The 26,483-nt window shown below is 33.8% G+C and carries 34 protein-coding genes; 8 read left to right on the top strand and 26 right to left on the bottom strand.

Annotation, left to right across the window (positions count from 1 at the left end; translation table 11 throughout):
* Nucleotides 1-4: 4 nt before the first annotated feature.
* The 5 genes from spoIIIAD to EPK97_RS05250 form a co-directional block, all read right to left on the bottom strand.
* Nucleotides 5-394, bottom strand: a complete 390-nt coding sequence (gene spoIIIAD / locus EPK97_RS05270) for a stage III sporulation protein AD (RefSeq protein ID WP_162035569.1) — start codon at nt 392-394, stop codon at nt 5-7.
* 9 nt (nt 395-403) lie between these two features.
* Entirely contained in the window at nt 404-607 is a 204-nt protein-coding gene (gene spoIIIAC, locus EPK97_RS05265; protein WP_160643633.1) for a stage III sporulation protein AC, read from the bottom strand.
* Between the two features lie 12 nt (nt 608-619).
* Complete coding sequence (gene spoIIIAB, locus EPK97_RS05260) at nt 620-1,138, bottom strand: stage III sporulation protein SpoIIIAB (protein WP_162035568.1); 519 nt, start codon at nt 1,136-1,138, stop codon at nt 620-622.
* Nucleotide 1,139: 1 nt separating this feature from the next.
* Nucleotides 1,140-2,126 carry a stage III sporulation protein AA gene (gene spoIIIAA, locus EPK97_RS05255; RefSeq protein ID WP_162035567.1) on the bottom strand — a complete coding sequence of 329 codons (987 nt, stop codon included), beginning with the start codon at nt 2,124-2,126 and terminating at the stop codon, nt 1,140-1,142.
* A gap of 77 nt (nt 2,127-2,203) precedes the next feature.
* Nucleotides 2,204-2,497, bottom strand: a complete 294-nt coding sequence (locus tag EPK97_RS05250) for a YqhV family protein (protein ID WP_162035925.1) — start codon at nt 2,495-2,497, stop codon at nt 2,204-2,206.
* Between the two features lie 232 nt (nt 2,498-2,729).
* Here EPK97_RS05250 and comA point away from each other — a divergent pair, with 232 nt between their 5' ends.
* The 3 genes from comA to EPK97_RS05235 all read left to right on the top strand — a co-directional run bounded on the left by comA (nt 2,730) and on the right by EPK97_RS05235 (nt 4,825).
* Nucleotides 2,730-3,530, top strand: coding sequence for a phosphosulfolactate synthase (gene comA / locus EPK97_RS05245; protein ID WP_162035566.1), 801 nt, complete (start codon nt 2,730-2,732; stop codon nt 3,528-3,530).
* A gap of 46 nt (nt 3,531-3,576) precedes the next feature.
* Complete coding sequence (comB, locus tag EPK97_RS05240; protein ID WP_162035565.1) at nt 3,577-4,287, top strand: 2-phosphosulfolactate phosphatase; 711 nt, start codon at nt 3,577-3,579, stop codon at nt 4,285-4,287.
* 73 nt (nt 4,288-4,360) lie between these two features.
* Nucleotides 4,361-4,825 carry a DUF441 domain-containing protein gene (locus EPK97_RS05235; protein ID WP_162035564.1) on the top strand — a complete coding sequence of 155 codons (465 nt, stop codon included), beginning with the start codon at nt 4,361-4,363 and terminating at the stop codon, nt 4,823-4,825.
* Between the two features lie 86 nt (nt 4,826-4,911).
* Here EPK97_RS05235 and EPK97_RS05230 read toward each other — a convergent pair whose 3' ends face one another.
* From EPK97_RS05230 to EPK97_RS05210, 5 genes are all read right to left on the bottom strand, one after another.
* A complete protein-coding gene (locus tag EPK97_RS05230) occupies nt 4,912-6,165 on the bottom strand; it encodes an aspartate kinase (protein WP_162035563.1) in 1,254 nt (417 codons plus the stop codon).
* A gap of 51 nt (nt 6,166-6,216) precedes the next feature.
* Nucleotides 6,217-6,774 carry an elongation factor P gene (gene efp, locus EPK97_RS05225; RefSeq protein ID WP_162035562.1) on the bottom strand — a complete coding sequence of 186 codons (558 nt, stop codon included), beginning with the start codon at nt 6,772-6,774 and terminating at the stop codon, nt 6,217-6,219.
* A gap of 30 nt (nt 6,775-6,804) precedes the next feature.
* Nucleotides 6,805-7,881 carry a M24 family metallopeptidase gene (locus EPK97_RS05220; RefSeq protein ID WP_162035561.1) on the bottom strand — a complete coding sequence of 359 codons (1,077 nt, stop codon included), beginning with the start codon at nt 7,879-7,881 and terminating at the stop codon, nt 6,805-6,807.
* A gap of 7 nt (nt 7,882-7,888) precedes the next feature.
* Complete coding sequence (gene aroQ, locus EPK97_RS05215; protein WP_162035560.1) at nt 7,889-8,332, bottom strand: type II 3-dehydroquinate dehydratase; 444 nt, start codon at nt 8,330-8,332, stop codon at nt 7,889-7,891.
* Between the two features lie 389 nt (nt 8,333-8,721).
* Nucleotides 8,722-9,219 carry a YqhR family membrane protein gene (locus EPK97_RS05210; protein WP_162035559.1) on the bottom strand — a complete coding sequence of 166 codons (498 nt, stop codon included), beginning with the start codon at nt 9,217-9,219 and terminating at the stop codon, nt 8,722-8,724.
* A gap of 223 nt (nt 9,220-9,442) precedes the next feature.
* On the opposite strand from EPK97_RS05210, the gene EPK97_RS05205 reads away from it, so the two are divergent.
* Complete coding sequence (locus EPK97_RS05205; RefSeq protein ID WP_162035558.1) at nt 9,443-10,429, top strand: DUF1385 domain-containing protein; 987 nt, start codon at nt 9,443-9,445, stop codon at nt 10,427-10,429.
* Between the two features lie 25 nt (nt 10,430-10,454).
* Nucleotides 10,455-10,754 carry a hypothetical protein gene (locus EPK97_RS05200; protein ID WP_162035557.1) on the top strand — a complete coding sequence of 100 codons (300 nt, stop codon included), beginning with the start codon at nt 10,455-10,457 and terminating at the stop codon, nt 10,752-10,754.
* 45 nt (nt 10,755-10,799) lie between these two features.
* Here the strand turns inward: EPK97_RS05200 and EPK97_RS05195 are convergent, their stop codons facing one another.
* From EPK97_RS05195 to EPK97_RS05155, 10 genes are all read right to left on the bottom strand, one after another.
* On the bottom strand, nt 10,800-11,819 hold the full coding sequence (locus EPK97_RS05195; protein ID WP_162035924.1) for a serine hydrolase domain-containing protein: 1,020 nt from the start codon (nt 11,817-11,819) through the stop codon (nt 10,800-10,802).
* Between the two features lie 251 nt (nt 11,820-12,070).
* A complete protein-coding gene (locus EPK97_RS05190; RefSeq protein ID WP_162035556.1) occupies nt 12,071-13,012 on the bottom strand; it encodes a patatin-like phospholipase family protein in 942 nt (313 codons plus the stop codon).
* 222 nt (nt 13,013-13,234) lie between these two features.
* On the bottom strand, nt 13,235-13,366 hold the full coding sequence (locus EPK97_RS22115) for a hypothetical protein (RefSeq protein WP_276609470.1): 132 nt from the start codon (nt 13,364-13,366) through the stop codon (nt 13,235-13,237).
* A gap of 249 nt (nt 13,367-13,615) precedes the next feature.
* Entirely contained in the window at nt 13,616-14,044 is a 429-nt protein-coding gene (mntR, locus tag EPK97_RS05185; protein ID WP_162035555.1) for a transcriptional regulator MntR, read from the bottom strand.
* Nucleotides 14,045-14,220: 176 nt separating this feature from the next.
* Entirely contained in the window at nt 14,221-14,928 is a 708-nt protein-coding gene (locus EPK97_RS05180; protein ID WP_162035554.1) for a cytochrome c biogenesis CcdA family protein, read from the bottom strand.
* Nucleotides 14,929-14,964: 36 nt separating this feature from the next.
* Entirely contained in the window at nt 14,965-15,885 is a 921-nt protein-coding gene (locus EPK97_RS05175; RefSeq protein WP_170295461.1) for a metal ABC transporter solute-binding protein, Zn/Mn family, read from the bottom strand.
* 96 nt (nt 15,886-15,981) lie between these two features.
* Entirely contained in the window at nt 15,982-17,136 is a 1,155-nt protein-coding gene (locus tag EPK97_RS05170; protein ID WP_162035553.1) for an MFS transporter, read from the bottom strand.
* 188 nt (nt 17,137-17,324) lie between these two features.
* Nucleotides 17,325-19,301 carry a methionine--tRNA ligase gene (gene metG / locus EPK97_RS05165; protein WP_162035552.1) on the bottom strand — a complete coding sequence of 659 codons (1,977 nt, stop codon included), beginning with the start codon at nt 19,299-19,301 and terminating at the stop codon, nt 17,325-17,327.
* 474 nt (nt 19,302-19,775) lie between these two features.
* Entirely contained in the window at nt 19,776-19,997 is a 222-nt protein-coding gene (gene yidD, locus EPK97_RS05160; protein ID WP_420826775.1) for a membrane protein insertion efficiency factor YidD, read from the bottom strand.
* A 72-nt stretch (nt 19,998-20,069) separates the two neighbouring features.
* Nucleotides 20,070-20,486 (bottom strand): Fur family transcriptional regulator, encoded by a 417-nt coding sequence (locus EPK97_RS05155; protein ID WP_162035550.1) that lies wholly within the window; start codon nt 20,484-20,486, stop codon nt 20,070-20,072.
* Between the two features lie 350 nt (nt 20,487-20,836).
* Here EPK97_RS05155 and EPK97_RS05150 point away from each other — a divergent pair, with 350 nt between their 5' ends.
* The 3 genes from EPK97_RS05150 (at nt 20,837) to EPK97_RS05145 (ending at nt 21,706) form a co-directional block, all read left to right on the top strand.
* Complete coding sequence (locus EPK97_RS05150) at nt 20,837-20,956, top strand: sporulation protein YjcZ (protein ID WP_162035549.1); 120 nt, start codon at nt 20,837-20,839, stop codon at nt 20,954-20,956.
* 174 nt (nt 20,957-21,130) lie between these two features.
* Nucleotides 21,131-21,241, top strand: a complete 111-nt coding sequence (locus tag EPK97_RS21485; protein WP_205690229.1) for a sporulation protein YjcZ — start codon at nt 21,131-21,133, stop codon at nt 21,239-21,241.
* 342 nt (nt 21,242-21,583) lie between these two features.
* Nucleotides 21,584-21,706, top strand: a complete 123-nt coding sequence (locus EPK97_RS05145; protein WP_162035548.1) for a sporulation protein YjcZ — start codon at nt 21,584-21,586, stop codon at nt 21,704-21,706.
* A gap of 127 nt (nt 21,707-21,833) precedes the next feature.
* On the opposite strand, the gene EPK97_RS05140 is transcribed toward EPK97_RS05145, so the two are convergent.
* The 6 genes from EPK97_RS05140 to EPK97_RS05115 all read right to left on the bottom strand — a co-directional run bounded on the left by EPK97_RS05140 (nt 21,834) and on the right by EPK97_RS05115 (nt 26,482).
* Nucleotides 21,834-22,283 carry an Hsp20/alpha crystallin family protein gene (locus EPK97_RS05140; protein ID WP_162035547.1) on the bottom strand — a complete coding sequence of 150 codons (450 nt, stop codon included), beginning with the start codon at nt 22,281-22,283 and terminating at the stop codon, nt 21,834-21,836.
* A gap of 78 nt (nt 22,284-22,361) precedes the next feature.
* Nucleotides 22,362-23,000, bottom strand: coding sequence for a hypothetical protein (locus EPK97_RS05135; RefSeq protein ID WP_162035546.1), 639 nt, complete (start codon nt 22,998-23,000; stop codon nt 22,362-22,364).
* Between the two features lie 63 nt (nt 23,001-23,063).
* The gene (locus tag EPK97_RS05130) at nt 23,064-23,492 is read right to left on the bottom strand and encodes a hypothetical protein (RefSeq protein ID WP_162035545.1); all 429 of its coding nucleotides are present in this window, start codon (nt 23,490-23,492) and stop codon (nt 23,064-23,066) included.
* A 176-nt stretch (nt 23,493-23,668) separates the two neighbouring features.
* Nucleotides 23,669-24,298, bottom strand: a complete 630-nt coding sequence (locus tag EPK97_RS05125; protein WP_162035544.1) for a helix-turn-helix transcriptional regulator — start codon at nt 24,296-24,298, stop codon at nt 23,669-23,671.
* A gap of 96 nt (nt 24,299-24,394) precedes the next feature.
* Nucleotides 24,395-24,826, bottom strand: coding sequence for a DUF86 domain-containing protein (locus tag EPK97_RS05120; RefSeq protein ID WP_162035543.1), 432 nt, complete (start codon nt 24,824-24,826; stop codon nt 24,395-24,397).
* Between the two features lie 153 nt (nt 24,827-24,979).
* Nucleotides 24,980-26,482, bottom strand: coding sequence for an MDR family MFS transporter (locus EPK97_RS05115; RefSeq protein ID WP_162035542.1), 1,503 nt, complete (start codon nt 26,480-26,482; stop codon nt 24,980-24,982).
* Between the last annotated feature and the right edge of the window lies 1 nt (nt 26,483).

Raw genomic sequence — 26,483 nt, 5'->3', positions numbered from 1 at the left:
CAAATCAAGCAGGTAATAACTTTATAACCGTTTCGATAATGACGGTAATAATGGGGATCGCCATATATAAAATGAGAATTTTTCCTGCTAGCTCAATCTTTGAAGCAATAGATTCATGACCAGCATCTCTCACAATTTGTGATCCAAATTCTGCTATGTAAGCTATCCCAATGATCTTCAAAATGGTTTTTAAAAATACCATATCTATATTTGATTGATCAGCTAACTTTTCCAGTAATTGAATGATAGAAGAGATCTTTCCTATTAAAAAAAGAAAAATAATAACACCTGTAAATACCGTTAATAGAAAAGCAAACAGTGGTTTTTGCTCTTTGATGACAAGCGTGAGAATGGTTGCTATAATCCCAAGTCCTACAATTTGTATGATTTCCAAAGCATTCACCTACTGAAAAAGAAAAATCGTTTTAATTTCTTGAAATAAATCATCTAGGAGTCTAATGACCATGAACAAAACGATTATAAAACCAATCAATGTCGTCCAATGTGCTATATCTTCTTTACCCATCTGTTTTAGAACCGTATGAATCATAGAAATAATGATTCCGATACCTGCAATTTGAAAGATCATATTAATATCTACATTCATCTAATTCACATCCTAAAGCATGATAATGACGACTAATACTCCAATTAACATCCCTAAGCTGCGCCACATTTTTGCATATCTATTCTGCTCTTCCTTCGCCATTTCTTCTTCGCTTTGAAGTTGACTGATTGCTAGACGTAAATGTTTAATTTGATCCTCCCTATCTGAAATGCCTAGTGTTGAACCTACTTGCAAAATCATTTCTTTCTCTGCATTTTTATAGGATGTTTTTTTCCAGTAATTTTGAAAACTTTCCTGCCAAGCGATCATTACCGTAGTGCCTATGTTGTCAGTTAATTGTTTCTTAATTTCATAAAATATAAATCCTATAGGACCTGAAATGACCTTTGAAATTTTCTCTAATGCATCTGGCAGCGGAGTATAACCATAATGGATTTCAGTTTCTAAACGCTGAAGTGCATGAATCATCTGACGAATTTGCCTAGGACGATTTATATATTGATTCGCTTGATAAAAGCCAATCATCGTACCTGAAAAGATAATAAACATTGCCCCAATGAGATTTAACATACTAACCTCTCACTTTTTCTATTGTTTTGTGGTTCAGCTGATTCCCATGATGATCTAAGATAGCCTCTACTGTTCCTATTCCACGTCTTCTGCTTAACACTACATATCTTGAGAATATACCTTGTGCACAAAGATGCTTTAAAACAGGTCTGTTTTTTATATCTTCCAAGTTTAATGCATGAGATGTTGTTATGACTCGTATGCCCGCGTGAACTGCCTCATGAACGGCCTTCACATCTTCCTCTCTTCCAATCTCATCAACAATAAGAACTTCTGGCGACATCGATCTAATTAACATCATCATGCCCTCTGCTTTAGGACAGCTGTCTAAAACATCCGTTCTTGGACCCACATCAAAATAAGGAACTCCTTTGTAACAAGCTGCAATTTCTGAACGTTCATCTACAATCCCTACCTTTAAACCCTTCCCTGGAACTTGATTACCCCAGCTCCCGTAACTGATCATTCGGGATAAATCCCTTAAAAGAGTTGTTTTTCCTAATTGAGGAGGTGATATGATTAAGGTATGGTGAACGGTTTTCCTTTGAACATCCATAATAAACGGGAGTACTTGCTTGCCTGCTCCAATCACTTCTCTAGCAATTCGGATATTAAAGCTGCTGACATCACGAATTTGTTTCACAAAACCTTGTTCCAAAACCGTACGTCCAGACAATCCTATCCGATGTCCCCCTTTTACAGTGATGTATCCTCTTTTTAACTCTTCTTCAATCGTATACATGGAATGATTCGTTACGACATCTAAAAGTCTTAAAATATCCTGATGTGTGGGCAAATAAGCCTGCTTCGATGTGTTCAACATTCTCCCTTGACTCGATATAAAGTTATACGAACCAGAATATCCTATTTCTAATGGTCGATTCTCTCTAATGCGAATCTCTTCTATATTTTGAAAAATTGAATTAGGTAATCGATTTATGATATTCCGTAAGGTGTCAGGCAGCATATTAATAATGGATTGTATCATCGTCACTTCGCCCTCCAAGTTGTCCATAACTTTACAACATATGTATGCTGGGACACGCTAATTATGACAAGTTATCTTTACTTTTTAACAATGCCAATAAAAATGCAACTTACGCCAATGAAGATCCAGCATAACTTACTTACCGATAACCTATCAGCAATGCCAAGAAGTCCAATCGAGGTTGTTGTAATCAAAATAATAGGTCCCACCAATGCAAGACCTGTATTTACCATCAATGCTTTTTCTACTTGATTTAGTCGGAACATAATGAATGCTGCAACAATCTCTATGCTTCCAGATAATAACCGTAATACAACCATACTGAATACAAACTTATTCAATGCCTTGCTCCCCCTATCATCCAACCCCATCAATAATATGGTAGTGATTTGGCCTTATGAGTGACTTTTGCGGGCTGTGCAAGTGGAACGAATAAGGTCAAACACTACCATATTAAAGCTTGTACTACATTTATATGCTTGTCTTTTAATTTTAGATCAATAAAGTTCGAACACTGAAAATTCAAAGTGGGCACATCACTATTGATTTTTGCATATATTGCTCACAGGTCACATACATTTATATACGGTGAGGAGAATTGACATGCGTATCGTCTCAGAAATTGATTGGGAAAAGAAACTAATGGATCCCATAGGTGAACGAACACATAAACCAAGAAATACCGGAATCACCATGGTGATTGATAAAGGAATGGGTTTATTTGCTTTTGAAGATTTTTTAAATACCGCTTCTGAATATATAGATATTATTAAACTTGGATTTGGAACCTCTCCTTTGTACCCCAAACAAGTTTTAGAAAACAAAATTGGACTAGCAAAAAAACATAATATTACCATCACTCCTGGGGGAACATTTTTAGAAGTTGCCATTAGTCAAAATTGTGTTAACTCATATTTTAAAATGATAAAATCTTTAGGATTTAATGGAATTGAAGTTTCAGATGGAACCATAGAATTAAGTCGACAATTTAGAGATGATTTGATAAAGTTCGGACTTGAAGAAGGGTTAAATGTATTTACGGAATTTGGCAAAAAAAAGAAAGGAATGAAACTTAACTTTAATGAACTTATTCAAACAGTCCATCAAGATTTAGAAAAAGGAGCGAGTTTAGTCACGATAGAAGGAAGAGAATCCGGTGTAGAAGTAGGGATTTTTGACGAGCATGGAGAATGCAATAAGGATGATGTTTTTCAAATCATGAACAGTGTCTCTTATCCAGAAAAAATGATGTGGGAAGCTCCTTTAAAATCTCAACAGATCCTTTTTATTAACAACTTAGGCCCAAAGGTCAACTTAGGAAATATTTCACCTGGGGAAGTTTTTGCTCTTGAGTCTATCCGTAGAGGTTTACGATCAGACACTTTTCATCTAGCACATAAATAGAGATCGTTGAACTCTACATTGCAGAACAATTTGGAGGTGATAAATAATGCACATTGAGGTTGTTCCAAATGTAAACGAAGCAAGATCAGATAACTTTATAAATAAAACAGTGATTGTGATTGATGTTCTAAGAGCTACTAGCTCTATTGTTACAGCACTTGAATGTGGAAGTGATGGAATCATTCCAGTAGAAACGGTAAACGAAGCTAAAAGTTTTGAGACTAAAAATGATTTACTTAGTGGTGAGCGGTATTGCAAAAAGATCTCTGGATTTGATTTGGGTAATTCCCCCCTGGAGTTTTTAAATCATGAAATACAAGGAAAACGAATTATAATGACCACATCAAACGGTACTCGTGCGATTCAAAAATCACATAAAGCAGCTCATGTCATTGCAGGAACGATATTAAATGCATCTAATTGTGCAAAGAAAGCCTTTCATTTAAAAAGAGATATCGTTATGTTATGTGCAGGAACTCAAGATCAATTTTCATTAGAGGATGGTCTGTGTGCAGGTCTGATCATTAATGAACTCAGCCAACTACAAGAAGAAGAAATATATCTAAATGACTTCAGTAAGGCGATGTATTTAGGCTTTTTACAAGCTAAAAATGAATTACAGCAAACCATTTTACAGTGTAGTAATGGGAAAAAATTATGTAAGATGGGATTCACAGAAGATGTAATTTTTTGCACAAAACAAAATGAATATTCAGTTGTTCCAATTTTACGTGACAACATTATGGTGGCTATGTGATGTGTTCTAAAGGAAACAAGCTGTTCATACACTAATATAAATTTAAGACCAGTGAATAGGGGTTATTATAGTTATGAACGGTGATGTTCTTTTAGTGATTCTCATTTTAATTGGTTTAATTGGTAGGTCCCATATCATCACGATCGCTGCCTGCTTGTTGTTAATTATTAAATTGATTAGTTTAGAAAGATATCTTCCAACCATAGAAAGAAGAGGGTTGGAATTTGGTTTGTTATTTTTAACGATGGCTGTTTTAGTTCCTTTTGCAAACAATAAAATTACATATAAAGATATTTTAGCCGTATTTACCTCATGGCCTGGAATCATTGCTCTAATTGGCGGAGCCATCGCCACTCATATGAATGGTAAGGGTTTGGAACTATTGAAACTAGACCCACAAATGATTGTGGGTCTAGTTATCGGTTCTATTTTTGGAATCATATTTTTAAAAGGAATACCGGTAGGACCATTGATGGCTGCTGGTATTACCGCTTTATTGATTAAATTGACTAACTATTTATTTGACATCTTCAACTAAATTTTTTTAATGATTGGATGCCGGGGCCCCCGAAAAGTAATAGGATTACGCTACATAGCTTCACTTCACTTTTTGGGGTGTTAAATCTATCTTCGTTCTTTAGGTCCACCCACAAATGCTTTTTGATTTGCATCTAAGCCATATGCAGTATGTAGTGCTAAAATCACTTCTGTTAATTTATCGCGATCAATTACACAAGAGGTTTTTATCTCAGAAGTACTAACAAGTTTAATGCTTACTTCTTGTTGAGAGATCACTCTGAACATTTTAGCAGCAACCCCTGGATTACTCACCATCCCAGCTCCAACAATGGATACTTTCACTAGGTCAGTTTCAGAAGTTACTTCTTTAAACGTAACTGTAGATCTCAATTCTTCCATTACGATCATTGCTTTTTCCACGTCTGTATTTGCAATACTGAATGAAAAATCAGCCGCACCATTTCGAACTCCACTCTGTACAATAATATCTACATCAATATCCGCATCTGCTAGAGCGCCAAATACAGTCGCTAATATACCAGGAATATCTTCAACTTCCAACACACTGATTCTAGCAACATTCTTGTCATATGCAATACCACGAACGACCATACTTTTTTCCACAGCGTTACCCTCCTTAACCAATGTTCCTTCATTATGACTAAAACTTGAGCGTACAACTAAAGGCACATTATAATTTTTAGCGTATTCAACAGCTCTTGGATGTAGAACTGCTGCTCCGAGTTGCGCTAATTCTAACATTTCTTCATAAGAAATTTCATCAAGCTTTTGAGCAACTCTTACAATACGAGGATCAGTAGAATAAACTCCATCTACGTCTGTATAAATCTCACAATGGTCTGCATTTATTGCAGCTGCTAAAGCGACTGCCGTTGTATCTGAACCGCCTCTTCCAAGTGTTGAAATTTCACTCTCTTCAGATAATCCTTGGAATCCAGCAACGATAACAATCTTTTCTTCCTCTACCGCTTTATGGATCCTGTTCGGTTTTATATTCACTATTTTGGCATTTCCATGATTACAATCTGTTGTCATTCCACTTTGCCAACCTGTTAATGAAATTGCTGAATAACCCATATGTTGAATGGACATAGACAACAATGACATAGAGATTTGTTCACCTGTGGATAACAACATATCCATTTCACGTGCAGGTGGATGATCAGTCAATTGATAGCATAAATCTACTAGTTCATCTGTAGTGTCACCCATTGCAGATACGACAACAACACACTGATGACCTTTTTGTTTTTTCTCTATAATCCGCTCGGCAACCTTTTTAATACGTTCTGCACTACCTACAGAACTTCCTCCAAACTTCATAACTATTAAAGACAAATCTGGCACTCCTTTCCCATGGTTGTCTTAACATAATCCCAAGTTTATGATTTACGCACGAGATACGTATTTACCATCTGTTGTATTTATCACTAAAACATCATCTTCATTTACAAATAATGGAACCTGTACATCTAATCCTGTTTCTAATTTCGCATTTTTCGTAGCACCGGTTGCTGTATTCCCTTTAATTCCCGGTTCAGTTTCAACAACTTTTAGATCTACTGTATTTGGTAAATTAATTCCTATAATTTCCCCTTGATAACTAACGATTTTAACATTTGCATTTTCTAATAGGAAATTCAATTCCCACTCTAATTGATCTGCGTTTAAGTTGAATTGATCATACGTTTCTAAATCCATAAATGTATACTCATCACCACTTGCATACAGATATTGCATTGCTTTTGTTTCAACATGTGCACGTTTTACGTTTTCACCACCACGGAATGTTTTCTCAGCAATGTTACCGTTACGAAGATTTCTTAGTTTGGAACGAACAAATGCTGCCCCTTTACCTGGTTTAACATGCTGGAATTCTAATACAGAATAAATATTCCCTTCCACTTCAATTGTTAATCCTGTTTTAAAATCATTTACTGATACCATAATATATTTCCCTCCTGAAAATTTCTATCGTTAGTTAATAATGATAAACTCTTTAGTAGCGTGTGTTAAGTTATGAATACCTGTCTCCGTGATTACAACATCATCTTCAATTCGAACCCCACCAAAATCTGGTAAATAAATTCCAGGTTCTACTGTGAGTACCATATTCGGTTTAATGACATCATCAGACATAGGACTTAATCTAGGAGATTCATGAACCTCTAACCCCAATGCATGACCTAATCCATGACCAAAATGATCTGCATACCCGAACTTAGCGATGACATCACGAGCAAAAGCATCTCCTTGTTTACCTGTCACACCAGCTTTCAGATTATTTAGTGCGTTCATCTGTGCTTCCAAAACGATATTATAAATTTCCTTATGTTTATCTGTTGGGGTTCCTACAAATAACGTTCTCGTAATATCAGAACAATATCCATTAAATATTGCACCAAAGTCTAGTTTTACAAATTCATTATTTTGTACAATTCGGTCACTAGCTATCCCATGAGGAAGAGCTGATCTTTCTCCTGAAGCAACAATGATTTCAAAGGAAGACGACCCGGCACCTTGTTTTCTCATAAAAATTTCAAGCTCAAGTGCGATTTCTTTCTCCGATAATCCAGGTTTAATAAAGTTAATAATATGTGAGAATGCATTATCTGCAATGTCTGCTGCTTGCTGCATAATTTTTAATTCAGATTCGTCCTTTTCTGCTCTTAATATCTCCACAACAGAATCGGTTGGAACTAACTTAGTATCTCCAAATGCATTGGAAAATTTTGTATAAAATCCAAAATTCACATCATTTTGTTCAAAACCTAATTTCTGAATTCCAAATTCATCTAATTTTGATTTTACTATGTTTAATGGAGCTGAACCTTCTAGCTCTACAAATTCAAAATGTTTTGCTTGTATTGGTGCCTGTGTTTTGTATCTAAAGTCTGAAAATAAAATCGCTTGTTTTGCAGTAATTAAAACATAGCCAGCAGACCCAGTGAAACCAGTCATATATTTTCGATTATACTCGTTTGTAATAAAAATACCATCTAGTTCTAACTCACTTAATTTTTCTCTCAGCCTTTGGGTTCTTAGTTTTTCCAATTCAAACTCACCTTTTCTCAATTAATTTATTATGCAAAGCTCTTAAACCTAATTCATAACTATAAGCTCCAAAACCTGAAATCTGTCCAATAACTACTGCAGCGGTTACTGACTGGTGCCTGAAGGATTCTCTTTGATGTATGTTGGATAAATGTACTTCAACGGTGGGTATATTTACAGCACTGATTGCATCCCTAATTGCATAGCTATAATGTGTAAAGGCAGCAGGGTTAATCAGTATTCCGTTCATGTTTCCAAAGGCCTTATGTATTTGATCTATGATTTCACCTTCGTGATTAGACTGAAAAAAAGTCAGCTCCACAAGTAAGGTTTCTGCTAAAGTATTCAGATTCTCCTCAATATTTGCTAATGATTGTGATCCGTATACTCCAGGCTCTCGAATACCAAGCATATTTATATTGGGCCCATTTAATATTAATATTTTTTTCAAACTCATATTCACCTTCTTTACAAATGAATTCGAGTATATCAACTAAACTTCTACTAAAAAAATCATGTTCATCCGCCTCATTTTAACATACATTTCTAAGTTATGAGAACTTTTTTTAGAACATTAACCTAAAAGTGAGTTTTCAAAAAGTTCAGTTTTCAGCACCGAGAAGGTGGCTTGAACCTGCATAAGCTGGAGCGGAGTGTAGGGTATTTCTACATGAGCACCTGACTTCAAAGGTGAATGTCAGATTCGACGTCGAGATGACCTCTTAGAGATACTTCGTGATCACTACTTAAAACCAGTCACTTCCCTGTGACTAACGTAGTACCAGCACGTCCTGTGCTGGCAAAAGGGGACATTTTGAACAACCTTTAAAACCAATCCCGTTACTTTTCTTTCTTTTTATTAAATGGTTCTCTATTCTGTTCATTTGTATATTCGATTGCAACGGTATAACCGATAAAGATGCCCCACAATAAAAAGAAACAAACCCCTGTAATGATCGAATTCAAGTCCAATTTATGTATCCACTTCATCATTCCTGTTAATGGACCAATCCACAAATATATATTTGCCCACCAAAACAGTCCATATATCAGACCTAACCATGCCCCTTTTACTTTACTGAATAAAAAAGTGTACAAAAATACACTGACAATAGAAAACAAAATAAAAAACAACCACCCAATAAAAAAACCAGTCCATGTATCGATAAAATCATGTTTGAAAAATGGTTCAGCTAAAAAAGAAGAAGTGATTTTAGTGAAGTTTAAATAATAGAAAGCTTGGTGTATTGCCCCCCATATCAATCCAGCAAAAAAACCTAAATTTAAAGCAAATAAAAAACGATTTGTTCGTTTGTTGTTTCTTTTCTCTGCACTCATGTAACGATTCCTTTCATTATTACGTCCTCAGTACAATTATTCCCATCATTAATTATCATTATTTAGTTTTTTAACAGAAGAGTGGTAGAAAAAAATTTCATAATTCGCTACAATAGGATTATTATCTATTTTAATGTTATAACGTGTTCAAAAAGTTCAGTTTTTCATAAAAGGATTTTTTGAACAGCCTCTTATTTTATTTTAAAAAGGAAGGGTGGCTTCTTTGTCACAAGAAAATCGTGGTATATATGGAGGACAGGCAGTTATAGAAGGCGTAATGTTTGCTGGAAAAACCGTAAATGTAACAGCTGTTCGCAGACAAAGCAACAATGAAATTGATTTCTTCTCTGTACCTAAACAGGATAAAAAATGGGTTCAAACTTTAAAAAAGATTCCTTTATTACGCGGAATGGTAGGCATCGTAGAAGCAAGTGCCAAAGGGGCACATCATCTCAATTTTTCAGCCGAAGTATTTGCTGAAGAAGAAGGCGAAGAGGTAGAGAAAGAAAAGAAAAAAGGAATTTCTGGCTCACTTGCCATGGTTCTAGGTGTTGCTGTAGTTGGTGTACTATCCTTTCTTTTTGGTAAATTTGTTTTCACATTATTGCCAGTATTTATAGAAGCAGGTTTATTTGGATGGTATGCTCCAGATAACCAAGTCCTTCATACTTTTATAGAGGGAATTATTAAAATGATGCTTCTTGTCGGTTATATTTACGTGATTTCATTCACACCGATTATTAAAAGATTGTTCCAATATCATGGTGCTGAACATAAAGTCATCAGTGCTTATGAAAATAATGAGGAATTAACTGTAAAAAACGTACAGAAATATAGTACTTTACACTATCGCTGCGGCAGCAGTTTTATGGTTTTCACTGTCATACTAGGTGTTATTATCTATTCTATTTTTTCCTTATTTGTACCTTATGACTCTTATTGGCCATATAATGATTTATGGGGGCGCATCATTCAAAGAATTGTATTATTACCTGTCGTGATTGGTGTATCCTACGAGGTTTTACGTTTTACAAATTCATTACGTGAAATTCCTGTATTACGTTACCTAGGTTATCCAGGACTTATGCTGCAAAAGTTAACAACAAAGCAGCCCACAGATGATCAAGTAGAAGTGTCCATAGCGTCATTTAAACATATGTTAGAAATTGATCAAAAAAACAATAATACTGAAAGTAGAATGATTGTGTAATTTGTATAGAAGCGGAGGCGTTTTTATGAATTCGCGTCAAAGAATTATTTTTTATGTGATTTTGGGTCTCATTGTTATTGGGATTGTAAGTTCAGCATTTACAAACCCTGGAAGTTTTATTATTCCACTTTTAGTCTTTGGACTCGTATTTTACCTATATAAATTCCCTCCAAAACGATATCGTAATCGAAAGTACGAAAATGTAGTTAAGCTTCAAAAAGAACAGAAACGGAAAAAAAGAAAAAAACACAAATTTAAAGTTATTGATGGAAATAAAAACAAAAATGATAAAGATGACGAGGAAGAAACGTATCCTTATCATTGATTAAAATAAAAAAGAATGACCAAATCACCGTTTGGTCATTCTTTTTTATTTTTGAAATAATTTATCCTCTATCACTCTAGTAATTTTGTATGGACCATAGTTTTTATTTGAAGGCACAACTATTTTTATTCCACTATCAGGATAATATGAGGAGTGAAATGATACACCTGGATCATATCCCATAACGTGATATTTGAAAATTCTATTGTTTCTTTTACTTATCCATATACCGTATCCGTAATACTCATCATCCTTTTCATAAATATGCGGAGTTAACAACAGATTTGTACTCTCTTCACTCAATAGCTTATAACTAAACAATCCTTCCCATAATTTCATCATATCAGGAGCAGTTATAAATGCTCCACCATCCGCACCGCCTTTAATTGGAACGGAATAAGTATTCGTTCTCCAAGTGCCCTCTTCCTCATTATCTATATAACCAAGTGCTGTATTTTTAGGCAATTGATCAAGTGAAAAGTAACCTGAATCATTCATATCACATATCTGGAAGATATTTGATTCAATGTATTCAGAGAATTTTAATCCTGTTTGTTGTTCAATAATTAAACCTAGTACGATAAATCCAGCGTTATTATAATGAAATCTTTCACCAGGTGCAAACATCATATTTTCATTTTGAAACATAGGAAGAAATTCTTTTAAATTTTTTATTAGATACATAGGTTTATCTTTCCATAGATCTTCATAATCATTCATAACTTCCTCATTGAAATAATCAGGAATACCTGAACTGTGAGTTAAAAGTTGGTGAATGGTTATTGATTTATCAAAATGAGGAAAGTTAATATCTAAACAATCATTAAGTCTATTATGAATAGACAATATCCCTTTATCAACTAACTGGCTTATAGCAATAGCAGTGAATAACTTACATCCAGATGCTATTCCAAATCGTGTATTTATTGTGTTTAAAATTTCTTCAGACCGATTAGAGTAACTATGTACTTTTTCAAAGATAACATTTTTTTCATCTTTAACTAATATTACTCCAGAAAATTCTACCTCTTTAACGGTGTTTGAAACAAAAGATCTAACGTCCATTTTTTTTATTTTCATAATTACCCTACCTTCCTTTATCAACACTAGATCATTATTCGTTTTTTATAAATAGAGAAAATAACTATATTCAAACTTACCATAAAATAACTCTAGCCGTTTGTCGAACATTAATACATACAAATTAAAAGATGAAAAAAATGGATCAAACCATCATCTAAAACTGAACTGCATTTTAATGATTTGTAAAATAAAAAAGGACTGTTTTCAGCCCTTAATCACCTTCATTTTTAAGATTATAAATACTTTAAATATTGTTCGTAGTGTTTGAGATATTCTGAATAAGACCATTTACTTAAATACTTATCTGCTGCTTGATAACCTGATTCAAATAAACGATTACATGCTTCTTGTGATATTTTAAAATCAGTTGTTCTCACACCTAATGTTGGTATTTTAATTGTATTAAACCGTTTATGATCTTCAATAAATTTTTCATCATGAGCATCCATCATCGTGGAAAACAGGGCTTGAAACATACTGATTGGTCCTATTATTTTTCTAGGTACATTACTATGCTTTCCTACTAATCTAAAACCTAAAGTAGGAATTTTGATTTGAATCCCCCTCTCTCTAGCCTCTTTATCAAATAACCACAATGGATAATTGCTTAATATTCCACCATCTACAATATAAAATGTTTGTTTGTCACGAAGTTTTTTCAATTTGATTGGATCAAAATAAAAAGGAATCGCTGTGCTCATTCGAATGGCTTTTGAAATTCTTAAACGATTCGGATCTAATCCATATTGTTTAATATCATCTGGTAACACTAATATCCTGCCTCTAGTAATATCAGAAGCAATGATACGTAGTTGATTTGGTTTTAGATCTCCAAAAGTACTAATTCCTTTTAGTCTTAATTTATGATCAATCCATTCCTCTAGGGGATCTCCAGAGTATAGTCCTTTTTTAAAAAACACACGAGCTGCGGGGACAATATATAAGATACGATGCACCCAAGTTTTTTTCACTACAGAAGCAAATGGAGTAGACATCACCAACTCCTTTAATTCCTTTGACGAATAACCTGCTGCGATTAATGATGCCACAATAGCACCTGATGAAGTTCCTGCAACTTGATTAAAAGTTATATTATGATCTTCAACTGATTTCACTGCTCCAGCTAAACCGATGGCTTTCACACCACCGCCTTCAAAAACTGCATTTACCTTCATTCATATACAACTCCTTAAGTAAAGGAATATTCATATCTATGTTGTATGCTCTGAAGGGTTTGTTAAGAACGTGAACTTTAAAATCAACACTCTAGAATACATGTTACAAATATTTGATGTACTGAACACTCTCTTTCTACTATGCCTATTTTCCTTTTAATAGGTGCTAGTCTAGTACAACCACTCTAAAAAATACATATGATATAAAAAGAAAGAAGGTGATTACATGACTAGTTCATATACAGGAGTAATTATTACATTAGGACTATTATCATTTGGTCTTTCCTTTATATTCGTAACTTCATTCATTTTGATAACATTCGGTTTCTTTATTTCAGAGATTGTATTTATCATCTTATTCACCTTCATATTTATAGGCGGTTTTTTGGTACTTATTCTACTGGTCATTTTAAAACTAGTAAATGCAAGTGAATGCTCATCTCATTATAAACATTGCTGTCACTGTGAAGATAAAAAGCATAATAAATGTATAAGAAAATCCTCTCCTTTTAAACCCTACTATAAAAAATATTTTTAGAATGCATATAAAAAAGCTAACTCATTCCACTACGTATTTAAGTGCAGAGATAGCTTTTTTTATATTTAATCCTCTTCCGTATTCATTTCTTCACGGATCTTATTTAATTTTTCAACTTGCTGAGGATTACGATCAAAGTATTCTAAAAGTGCTTCAATACATGTGATCGAATCCCAACTTAAATGATGTTCAATCCCTTCAACATCATCATATATGTTTTCTTCTTGAACTCCAATCGTGCTTAGGAATTTTTCAAGTAAATGATGACGAGCAACCAATCGTTTTCCTATTTTCTTACCTTTTGGGGTTAATATTAATCCCCTATATTTCTCATAAATAAGATATTGATCTTTATCTAATTTCTGTATCATTTTAGTTACTGATGATGGATGAACCTCTAGCCCCTCTGCAATATCTGATACTCTTGCATAACCCTTTTCATCTATTAATATGTAAATTCGTTCGAGATAATCCTCCATACTGGGTGTGGCCAAACCGATTCCCCCTCACTATTTTCCTCTTTAGTATCATACACGCTTTGTCATCTTCAAGCAAGTTAGTTCACCTCTATTTAGTTTATGCAACTAAACTTGAATAGTCAGTGAACAAAAAGTGAGTATTTTTTTAATGAAGGTTTCACTAAGTAGTACGATTCACTTTTTGGTTTTAGCTAAAATTGTAACCAGCTAGGCGTAATACTATTTAACCAGATCGTAATTTTAGTCATTTGACCCGTAAATAGTAAAATTCCGATGATAATCATCATAGCTCCACCAATTTTCATGATTGAATTTGTGTGTTTTAATACCCATTTCGTAGATCCTATAAAAAAGGCCATTATGAAAAATGGGATCGCAAATCCAAGAGTGTATGCGGTAATTAATTCAAACCATATCCCAGGCTCAGTAGCCGCTAACGCAACAATGGAACCTAAGATCGGACCTACACAAGGAGACCATCCTGCAGCAAAACCAATCCCTATCAAAAACGTGCCTAAGTAACCTGCTGGTTTGGATGCCCACTTAAACTTAACTTCTTTCATTAGTAACTGTGGTTTAAAAATCCCAAGTAAAAATAATCCCATTACAATAATGAGTAAACCAGCGATCTGACTAAGAAGTTCATCATAGCCACTAAAAATTTCAGCAAGTAACCCTGCAGATAATCCTAATGTATAATAAACCACAGAAAAACCCAATATAAAAAATAAAGTATGAATCATTGTTTTTAATCGTATTTCTTTATTTTGTTTTGTTTTTAAATTACTTACCGATATACCAGTAATATAAGAAATATATGATGGGTATAATGGAAGACAGCATGGGGATATAAAAGAAGCTAATCCCGCCCAAAATGCTACCCAAATGTTAAGCTCCATAAAGTTCTCCTTCAATGAAAAGATTTGAATCTCCTTTTATTGTAGAGCTTTCTCCAAGCTTGTCAAATTACTTTCCATAATTGTAAAATAATCGTCACTATTTTTTGCCTGCTCCTCAGTTAATCCTTCTAATGGATTCAGAACAAGTGTTTCAATATTTAAATCTTTGGCTAATGTTTCTGCTAATTTGGGAGAAACTAATTCTTCGAATAATATATACTGAATATCATTTTCTCTTATATATACTGAAATGTTTTTATAGTCTTGAATCGTAGGTTCCGCATCCGTTGATAACCCCATAATAGATTTTTGTGTCAATTCGTATTCATTTGCTAAATACCCGAAAGCCTGATGAGAAACAACAAATTCATTCCTTGAGACATTTCCCAAAACATCTTGATACTTCATATGGAGATCATCCAGCTGTGTAGAAAGTTCTATAAATCTTTCCTCATATTCATCTTTATGATCAGGATCTATTTTTATTAATCCTTGTTTAATATTTTCAGCTAACGTTTTTGCTTGAACTGGACTCAACCAGATATGTGGATCATTCGTATCTTCTGATTCAATTATATGCGCCCCTAAACTAGCTTCCACAAACTCGGTACTTGAATCCGTCTCAAAACTAGAAAAAAAGCTCTCGATCCAACTTTCAAATCCAAGTCCATTATAAATAAACATATCTGCTTCAGTGATTTTTATCATATCTCTTGTTTTTGGTGTCCAATCATGCGGTTCTACACCTGTTGGAACTAAATTCTGAACATTCACATATTCCCCACCTATTTTCTCTGCAAAATCATATAATGGGTAAAAGGTAGTCACGATATTAATTTTATCTTCTAATTCTGAAGATTTTTCTAAAACAGTTTCTGAAGTATTTGAAGTGCAGCCTATTAATGAAATAGACAGAACAATTAAGATACTAAATAATATAATGAATTTCTTAAACAAAAAAATCCCTCCTATAAAATAAGAAGTAAATCGTAATTATTACTATTTACATTCAAGATTATACATGGAGAGCTTTTGATATGTCAATCTTTTTATTTAAGTTCTTGTTCTTAATCTATACCAATGCGTACCTAAAAATCCGATACTCGAAATAAAACCTAACAGAGCTGCTGCGTAATAGAGTGTTTCCCCACTATATTGATTATAAATCCATCCTCCCAGCATACCGCTGCTCATCCCAGCTGCTCCTGCCCAAATCACAGTGAACAAGGCTAAACCAGTTGAACGATATTCATCTGGTATTAATCCCGATAAATAACGTATTGCAGTAATTAAGAATATCCCAAATGAAACACTATGGAGAGCTTGCACTGCAATAATCATATATGGATTGTCTAAAAAAGCAGTTAAAACATACCTTAATGCATAAGCCAACCCTGCTAAAGCAAGTAATGGCAGCTCTTTATAACGATGTCCGTATTTACTTAATAATAAAAATACAGGAATTTCACTTAGCGCTGCAATCGTAGGTGACCAGCCAATCCACTTTTCGTCTGCTCCTAACTCAATCAAATAAAGGGAAATAAAATGATCATTAGTACGATGTGATATAGAAATAACAAAAACTAATAATAAGAACCATAATAATTCTTTTGACTGAAGCACTTTAAATATTCCCGAAAATTCCATCTTTTTGACAGAACCTTTACGATCCTTCAATCCAAAGACAAGAAAAAAAGTGACTGATGTAGTTATTATTAATAAAAAGATCGTTTTATCCATCCCTGATCTGGACAATATCCATCCCATGACCAACGCCGAAAGAGAAAAGCCTAAAGATCCCCACACTCTAATTCCTGCGTAACTCGATTTAGTCCCTTTTATGGTTAACAGTGTAAGGCTATCCGTTAATGAGATAACTGGATTTTGAAAGAAAAAGAAAAATAGAATGACAATTAAAGTAATCGTGAATTGATCAACCTGCCATAGCCAAAATAACATCACCAATTGTCCAAACAAAATAATAGCGAGTACCTTTTTAACGGTTTGGAACCGATCACTGATGACCCCCCATAAAATATTGGACACGATTCCTGCCATAGGACCAATACCTAGTAAGGTCCCAATTTGGATCTTTGAATATCCTACAGCTTCAAAATATAAAGGAAGGTAGGGAATAATGATCCCCATACTCATATAAAATAAAAAAGTAAATGATTTTAACATATTAATATCTTTAGAAGTACTCATAATCACCCTTCTTCAAACCGTATTATGAAATACATATCATTATAACACGAATGGGATTAGAATTAAGAAAAAAGAAGAGAACAATAGGAAATAAACAAGCCTGTACCAGTATTCCAAAAAAACACCCAAACTATTTCAAAATAGCTTAGGTGTATAAAGATGTTATGTTGTTTATCTATTGTGGTCTCCTACTTAACGAGAGCTCCATTTGGCATACCTTCAGCCACTGTCGCTAATGTTAGTTGATCTCCTTCTGAAGCAGCTAATATCATCCCTTGAGAAAGTTCCCCTCTAAGTTTAACAGGTTTTAAATTGGTTACACAGATCACTTTTTTCCCAACTAATTCATCGCTTGTGTAATGTTTTGCAATTCCAGAAACAACCTGGCGCTTTTCATAACCTAAATCTAGTTGAAGCTTTAACAATTTATCTGCCTTTTTAACAGGTTCACAAGAAAGTACTTGAGCTACTCTAAGCTCAACCTTAGTAAAGTCATCAATGGAGATTTCCTCCGCTTCTTCACTTTTTTCTTGTTTTTGATCTTTTTTATTTTCTTTAACCGGCTCTGTAGCCTTCGTTCCGCCACTCATTGAACTTGCTATATATTCTACTTCCTTTTCAACTTCTAGTCTTGGAAAGATGGGATGATTTTTTTGAACGATAGTTCCCGTAGGTATTTGTCCAAATGTATAAATACTATCCCATTTTGTTAATTCTTCACTTTGAATTCCTAGCTGATTTAAAATTAATTTTGGAGATTGTGTCATAAATGGTTGAAGTAAGATCGCACTAATTCTTAATGATTCTGCCAAATGTACCATCACAGAAGATAGTTCTTTACGTTTCGATTCTTCCTTCACTAGCATCCAAGGCTGAGTTAAATCAATATATTTATTCGTAAAACTGATCATTTTCCAAATTGCTGCTAAAGCCACTGAAAATTCCATCTTCTCCATCGCTTGCTCAACTTCTTGAATGGACTCCTTCACCGTGTTTTCTAACTGCTCATCAAATTTAGTAACATAACCTTGATACGTTGGGATTACTCCTACAAAATATTTATCAATCATGACAATGGTACGATTTAATAAATTACCTAAATCATTGGCCAAATCAAAATTAATTCGATCTACAAAGTTCTCAGGTGTAAAAGTTCCATCAGATCCAAATGGTACCTCTCTCAATAAGTAATAACGTAACGCATCTAAACCATAACGATCAATCAATGTTACTGGATCAACTACATTTCCTTTAGATTTTGACATTTTTCCATCTTTCATCAATAACCATCCGTGAGCAAATACTTTTTTAGGCAAAGGTAAGTCCAAAGCCATCAACATAATCGGCCAATAGATGGTGTGGAAACGCACAATCTCTTTACCTACTAAATGTACATTTGCTGGCCAAAACTTCTCGTATTTGTCTGGATTTTCTGAGCCATAACCTAATGCCGTGATATAATTGCTCAGTGCATCAATCCAAACATAAACCACGTGTTTTGGATTATTCGGTACTTTAACCCCCCAGTCAAAGGTCGTACGTGAAACGGCTAAGTCCTCAAGACCAGGTTTAATAAAGTTGTTGATCATTTCATTTTTTCTTGATTCTGGTTGTATAAAATCTGGATTTTCCTCATAGAATTTCAGAAGTTGATCCGCATATTTACTCATTCTGAAAAAGTAACTTTCTTCCTTAATCTTTTCTACTTCACGACCACAGTCTGGACATTTTCCATCGACTAATTGACGTTCTAGGAAGAATGATTCACAAGGTGTACAATACCAACCTTCATATTGATCTAGATAAATATCATCTTGTTCCACGAACTTAGCGAATATTTTCTGCACAATCGTTTTATGACGGTCTTCAGTTGTACGAATAAAATCGTCGTTGGATATATCAAGCTTTTTCCAAAGTTCTTTAATCCCAGATACGATTTCATCTGTAAATTGAATCGGTGTAATACCTTTTTCCTTCGCTTTTTTTTCTATTTTTTGACCGTGTTCATCCGTACCCGTTAAATACATGACATCATATCCACGCAATCTTTTATAACGAGCCATTGCATCTCCTGCAACCGTCGTATACGAATGCCCTATATGTAACTTAGCACTTGGATAATAGATTGGTGTTGTGATGTAAAAACTCTTTTTTTGTTCACTCATTTGATTTCCTCCTAAAATAAATATCTAATGCAAATTTCCAACACAGCACTGAAGGAATGATATAATCGCCTACACATTTGTTTCCATAGTGTGCGTTCCATGAGGTGCAGTACACGATATGTTACACGTTCCAGTGTACTTTCCCCGACCCGATGCAACAAAAAAAGCCCTATCCTTTTGGGACGAGAGCTCTCTCACGTGTTACCACCCAACTTCCCCTTTACTTTTGCAAGCAAAAGGCTCAGTAAGTCAAAGACTTCCTTTTAACGTAGGAATCCGTTACCGCCTCATCCATTCACGTGATGAAAACACTCGACGATAAATCCTCCAGGACCATTTTCCAACATTGCAGCTATACCGGTTTTCAGCATTCCCGGCTCTCTGTATTAGTGCAAATACTGTACTTATCCGTTCATAGGAAATGATTTTAATTTATTAAAATATACATAATGATTCATACAAATGTCAAGTTTGTTATTTTTCAGGCACATGATCAACACCACCAGGGTGAAAGGGATGACATTTACTAATTCTTTTTACACTTAATGTTGTCCCCTTTACTACTCCATGTTTTTCAACTGCTTCTAATGCATATTGAGAGCACGTGGGATAGAAACGGCACGTTGGGGGCTTTAATGGTGAAATAAATTTCCTGTAAAAATGAATAGGAGCCATCCACAGCTTTTTCAACATCATCATCGTACCTCCATCTTTAGAATGTTTCTCTACTTTTGCGACTCTTTAATGTTATAGAATAGTACCCATTATTTAATTTTGACAATCTCTGCAAAACCCATACAATTCAAATTTATGATTGACGACTTGAAATTGATCAGGCAATTCAGGTACATATTGAACTGGACAATAATGTATAGAGTAAGTTTTCTCACACTCAAGACATATTAAATGATGATGGTGAGATTCATCTGCACAACGTATTTTAAATTTAACCCCATCCTCAAATACAAACTGTTCGATCACACCTACTTCTTTCATGAGTCGTAAATTACGATAAACAGTATCAAAACTTAGCCCAGAATATTGATTAGACATGTATTTATAAACATCTTTTGCCGTTAAATAACTACTATTATCAATAAAAAGTTCAATTAGTGATTTACGCTGTTCGGTAATCCTAAAACCTTGTTTAGACATCAAGGTTAATACTTCATCTACATCAGTCATTATAAAATTCCTCCATTTAATCTCTAATGGTTCTCTAATCATCATACAAAAATATATGCTCTGGTTCAATGTAAGAATTGACTTGTATAGGATTTATTGATGCATCGTAACTGGCTCTTGGTTGAGCTTTTGAAGGAATTGCCAAAACAGGAGTTTTGGTGCTGATTTTTATCACAGGACGTGACAATTTTAACAGGGATGTAAACCATATTTTTTGTTTCACAGAAGGACTTACGGAGTGTTGATACTGGATAAACGTCCATTTATTGATAATCAGGGTATTCGTCTATACAGGACTAGTTTCTAGTTCATATTGTATATTATCTTCTAAAAGGAGGAGGTGCAGACAAATGAGTGCATATGGCGGTGGTGGATACGCATATGGAAGAGGTGCAACTGGTACTGCAACTGTAGTTTTAGTTTTATTCATTCTTTTAGTTATTATTTTAGCAGCTGCTTTCGCAATATAATTCAGATAAACGGATATTTAAATTTACAGTAAGGTGAATTTTTCTAGAAGATTGCCAGACTCATCTAAGTAATATTTTTAAAAAATCTCCTAATTTTATGTACTTGAATTAACTCACTTTATAAAATACAGAAGATAATTTCTTGTATATTCTGTTTAAAAGGAGGTGAAGTAAATGAGCGCATGTGGTGGTGGATACGGAGCTGGAATTGCCAGATCTGCTGGTATTGTATTAGTTTTATTCATTCTTTTAGTAATCATTTTAGCAGCTGCTTTCGCAATATAATGACAACTATCTTTTAAATACTACTTTAGTGGGGAGATTATTCTTTCCCCACTAAGAGTACCAAATTCGCTTGTTCATTGCGTCATATAAGACAAGCACACATTTAAAGAAGTTAAATGATCAGGGATGATATTCATATATTTTTTATAATAAGCTGTGTCTACTATATAGTCTAGCATCACACTACTATTTGGAGGAAATTTTTTATTTGAGTATTTTATTCCTTGACAAGCTCTTAAAATCGGGATAAATGTCTATTTTTTAATAATAGGGACATATAACTATGCATAAATAAATCGTCATGAATACAATATATTATCCTAAAGTAAAGGAGGGTATGAAATGAGCTGCTATGGTGGAAAAGGTGGATACGCATATGGAAGAGGTGCAACAGGTACTGCAGTTGTAGTTTTAGTTCTATTCATTCTTTTAGTTATTATTTTAGCTGCTGGAATATTCATTTAAGTAAATAAAAAAAAGCCCCTATTGGAGGCTTTGGAAGTAGTTGAATAATTTAATAGTCCCGTATTATTCGGGACTATTTTTAAAAAACTCTATCTAAATAAACAAAGGTCCATTATATTTACCATATTTAGATTTGAAAGTCGTACCATTTATTTTCTGAAGTATCTCTCTTTTTTTCAAAAACCATTTTTAATAACCCATCTTTATATTTAATCGATACAGGCTTTCTTTTAACAGCAGAAGGTATCGGTATATATCTAGTGAAGTCTTCATTTCTTCTTTCACTATAAAATTGCTCATAATTGCTTATTTTAATCTGCTGATTTAAAAAGCCTTTTAAATACATACTTTTCCCAGTCGATCGAACTGAAAAATCAGTTTTCTTTTGTTTTTGAATACCTGGCACTTCTAAGATGATGATAACTTTTTTTCCTTTGTCAAACACCTCTGTTTTAGGTCCATCTAAAAATAATTTATTAATTTTACCAACCATATCTTCACTTACTTTTAATGCCTTGTGAAAAGATTCTTGAAGATGATCAAGATCTTTCATGTAATCACGTGAAAACCATGACATGTTACACCCTCCTTTACTACCTTTTACTTATACAATACGAATGTAAGGGCAATAAGGTGTAGGCACATGTCTATATTTTCATTTATTCTTTCTTTTTTTATTCTTGTTCTTTTTACTACTGTCTCCCTCACCAGTTCGATCTGACAGCTCAAGCTTCTCAATATAATCTTCTGTTTTTACCTGATGGATTCTTTTTGAGTTGGTCTCCGCTTCTGATGTGTCTTCAGATCTATCTCCTTCACCTTCTTCAATTTTTGCTTCGTTGGATTCGTTTGTTTTGTTACTCGTTCCTGTGTTTGCTTCAGTATTTACTTCAGTACTTTCTTTTCTGTTCACTTCTTCGTTTGCTTCAGTTCTCACGTTTGTAATTTCTTCTTCGTTTGTTTCTATGACTCCTTTTGCTTTAATTTCAGTGACTGGATTTGTATTTCCTTCTGTATCCTCATTAATAATTGTCCTTTGAGATTGGCTTGTAATCGGGAAGACTTGAGGATTATCATTAAATTTAGTTGAGACTGCTTTTGCTTTTACAGTCACATTGTTAGCAAATCCTTCAGATGGCTCTTCACTATTGGATGATTTTTTTGAAGAAACATTTGAACTATTGTCGATTTCTTTAGCAGACCCTCCTAAAAATTTAACTGCAACAGCGCCTAAAACACCACCTATTAATACACCTAATAAAAAATCCTTACTGTTAATGTTATTTTCTGACATTCAAACCCTCTCCTTAAAACTGCAAAGTCAAATTTCATTATTCTTTCAAAAAATAGCTTTAGTTCATGTTTTAAATTTTTTCCATATGTCTAAAGTAGTTGATGCCCAATTCACTACTTCTGATATTCCTTCGTCTTGCTTCACATTAGTACTGGTACTATTTTTATTAGAAGTTGAATTTCTTGAAATAGAGTCTGATATTTGTTGTAATGATGAAACTGTATGGTTTAATGATTTAAATAGTTGATTAGTGTTATCAATCAATGATTTTGAGGAATTGATATTCGTTTTAATTTCGGTTGCGATTTTTTTAGTGTTTTGGATTATATCTTGTGCATCAGACCTCGTTTGTTCAAGCTGATTATGCACATTCGATAAAATTATATTTATTTGTTTTGCAAAGCGATTGATTGTAATAAACGCAATAGTTATTAGCAAAACCAACATGCATAAAGCCACAGCAATAACAATCAAACATATTTCTATGATCAATGATTTCACCTCAATTAGTTCTCATTCAATTTTAGACGATTGCCCAGTTCATATTCTACATTATAGGAAAGCACACTCTGTTTTGACACAAAAAAAGTGAAGTGTTCACATTTGAACACTTCACCTAGCTATAATATTGATAGTTTTATCTTCTAATTTTCAATTGAATGTATGCTTCAGTTTTCATTATTTTTAACAACATAGGTACATTTATTTCCACCTTTTACAATACATTCAGTGCGCTTTACATCAGTTTCTAATAATTTTTTAAATAAAGATAACTCACATTCACAAGCTTGTTGATATTGGTCAGCCACTTGGGCTATTGGACAATTATACTCCATTAAAATATAGTTTCCCTCATCATCAACATCACACTCTGCCATATATCCTGTTTCTTTTTGAATTTCAACTAATTTTTCAACTTTCGTTTCTAAATCTTTTCCATGCATTCTATTATCATATTTTAAAAATAGTTTATTCTCTCTTCCTTCAAAAAGCTTATCCAATGCATCATTTCCAAACTCACTTACTAGCTCATCCAAAATGTCTAAAGTAAATTTATGATAGTTTTTAGGGAATAAATCATCCGCTTTTTTAGTTAGAGAATAAACGTGTGTAGGTCTACCCATTGCTTTTCGAATTAAGTCTGATGTAATCAATTCATCACGATCTAACGTATTTAAATGTCTACGGACAGCCATTTCTGTAATGTTTAGTTGCTTAGCCATTTCACTGACACTTAAAGAACTTTTAAGTTTTAGCATATTAAGTATCATTTTTCGAGTGGGAGCTTCTTGATTCATTCTACATCACCCTTTACTTATCCTCATTTTAACGTATTTAATAGAATAAGTAAATTACTAAACAACTATGTATCAAAAGTTTGGATAGCCAATTTATTATGTATTCAGTTCATGTTTTAAATAGTTTAATATACTAATTGAAAATTCTGAAAGAACATTTGGTAATTCAAACAGTAAAGGATGAACGTCATTTCGATCTAAATGAAAGTACTCCTGAACTAATTTTTTTCTCATTTTCACTAAATTTAATAATGGCTCTAAGAGATGAGACGGAAACACTTTTTCACCATGTAATATCTCTATAATGTCCTCATAACTGCTTGCGTCTCTCATCAAAAAACCGTCTATTAAATAACTTCCAATATCCGTTACTGATTCTAACGCCAAATGTAAAATTCTTTCTTGTGCTAAAAATTGGATAACACTTTCCGATTCGAGTTTATTTTCTAAAGACTCAGGTATTGTTCCTACGAGCCAATCCATAAACTCAAGCCTTTGATTGATTTGATCTTGATTGACGTAATACATACGATCTATCCCCCTTTATTATTTTTTATTACGTTTTTTACTTTTTAATTTTGCCCATCCAATGATAAATGCAAAGGTTAATATTATAACTAATAAAATAGTTAATGCTTCCATGACATCTTTTAATTCCAACTTCATCATCCCTTTTAATAATTAATACTCCACTTTTTGGGGTGCTTTAGGCATATATTTTACAAATATAAAACTGATGATTGCAAGAACAAAAACAATCGTATAAACTGTATGCAATGAAAATGTTAATCCATCCTGTAAAGCCTGTACTACTTCACTAGATAATTCTTTACGTTTTTCTGAATCTAAAATATGATTAGTTAAGTCAAGGGTAAGTTCTATTTCATCTGATAATTGGACCTTCTCCAAATATTGAATCATCCTGGTATTGATAATCCCACCAAATAATGAAGCACCTATCGTGGTACCCATCATTCTCATAAACATATTAGAAGCTGTCACTACCCCCCTGTTCCGCCATTCCACACTGCTTTGAATTGAAACTGTGAAAATTGTGTTCGTTAATCCCATTCCGATCCCAATAAGAAAAGCACCAATACCGCCAAATATTACTCCATTTTGTTGATTTAAAAACAGGAATACACTTGATCCTAGGATTAAAAAAACAGTTCCAAGCCTAGCAATATTGCGAAATCCGAATTTCATCATCGTTTTACTAGCGATGGTTGAAGCTATCGGCCATCCGATAGACATCAAAGCTAATACAAAACCAGCTTCTTTAGGTGACCTCTCCATGACACCTTGCACAAAGGTAGGTAAAAAGTTAGAAATACCCATTAAAAGAATGCCCGTTATTAACGAAACCACATTCGCAACTAAAATCAATTTATATTTCCAGATCCACATGGGCATGAGCGGATCTTCTGCTCTTTTTTCCTGAAGCATAAACAAAACAAAAGCAAAAACAGCCAGAAACAGTATTAAAAATACAGGGCCAGATAACCAAGGCCATGTAACTCCACCTCGTAATAGTACGGCCATTAATGCACTAATAAACACAACTAAAAGAATCGTACCGACATAATCAATTTTGTGCTTTTTCTTCTCAAAATCCTCTTTAAGAAAAATTAGAATACCACACAAGGCTATTATTCCGATAGGAACATTAATCCAGAACACCCATGACCAATCAACATACTCCACCAAAAAACCACCTAAGGTTGGCCCAATGATCGCAGAAAATCCCCAAACACTAGCCAAATAACCTTGAATTTTCCCACGTTCTTCCATGGAGTATATGTCCCCAATAATCGTCATCGCAATAGGTTGTACAGCACCTGCACCTAAACCTTGTATAAATCGAAAAACAATTAAGAATAACATACTTGAGGCGAACCCACATAAAATAGAGCCAAGTAAAAAACAAATGACACCAAATGTAAACACAGGTTTTCTTCCATATAAATCAGCAAGCTTTCCATAAATGGGAACAGTCACAGCCTGCATAAATAAATATACTGAAAATACCCAACTGTATAAAGTAAAACCACCCAATTCAGCTGCTATACTGGGTAAAGCTGTTGTAACAATGGTCGCCTCGATGGCTGACATAAACATAGCAAGCATTATAGAGATGAGAATAAGAGGTCTTAAAGATTGTTTTTGTTTTATTTCAGTTATCATA

Origin of the sequence: Chengkuizengella sediminis, from assembly GCF_010078385.1 — a bacterium.
Taxonomy (GTDB): Bacteria; Bacillota; Bacilli; order Paenibacillales; family KCTC-33759; genus Chengkuizengella; species Chengkuizengella sediminis.
This window is presented reverse-complemented; position numbering and strand designations above follow the sequence as displayed.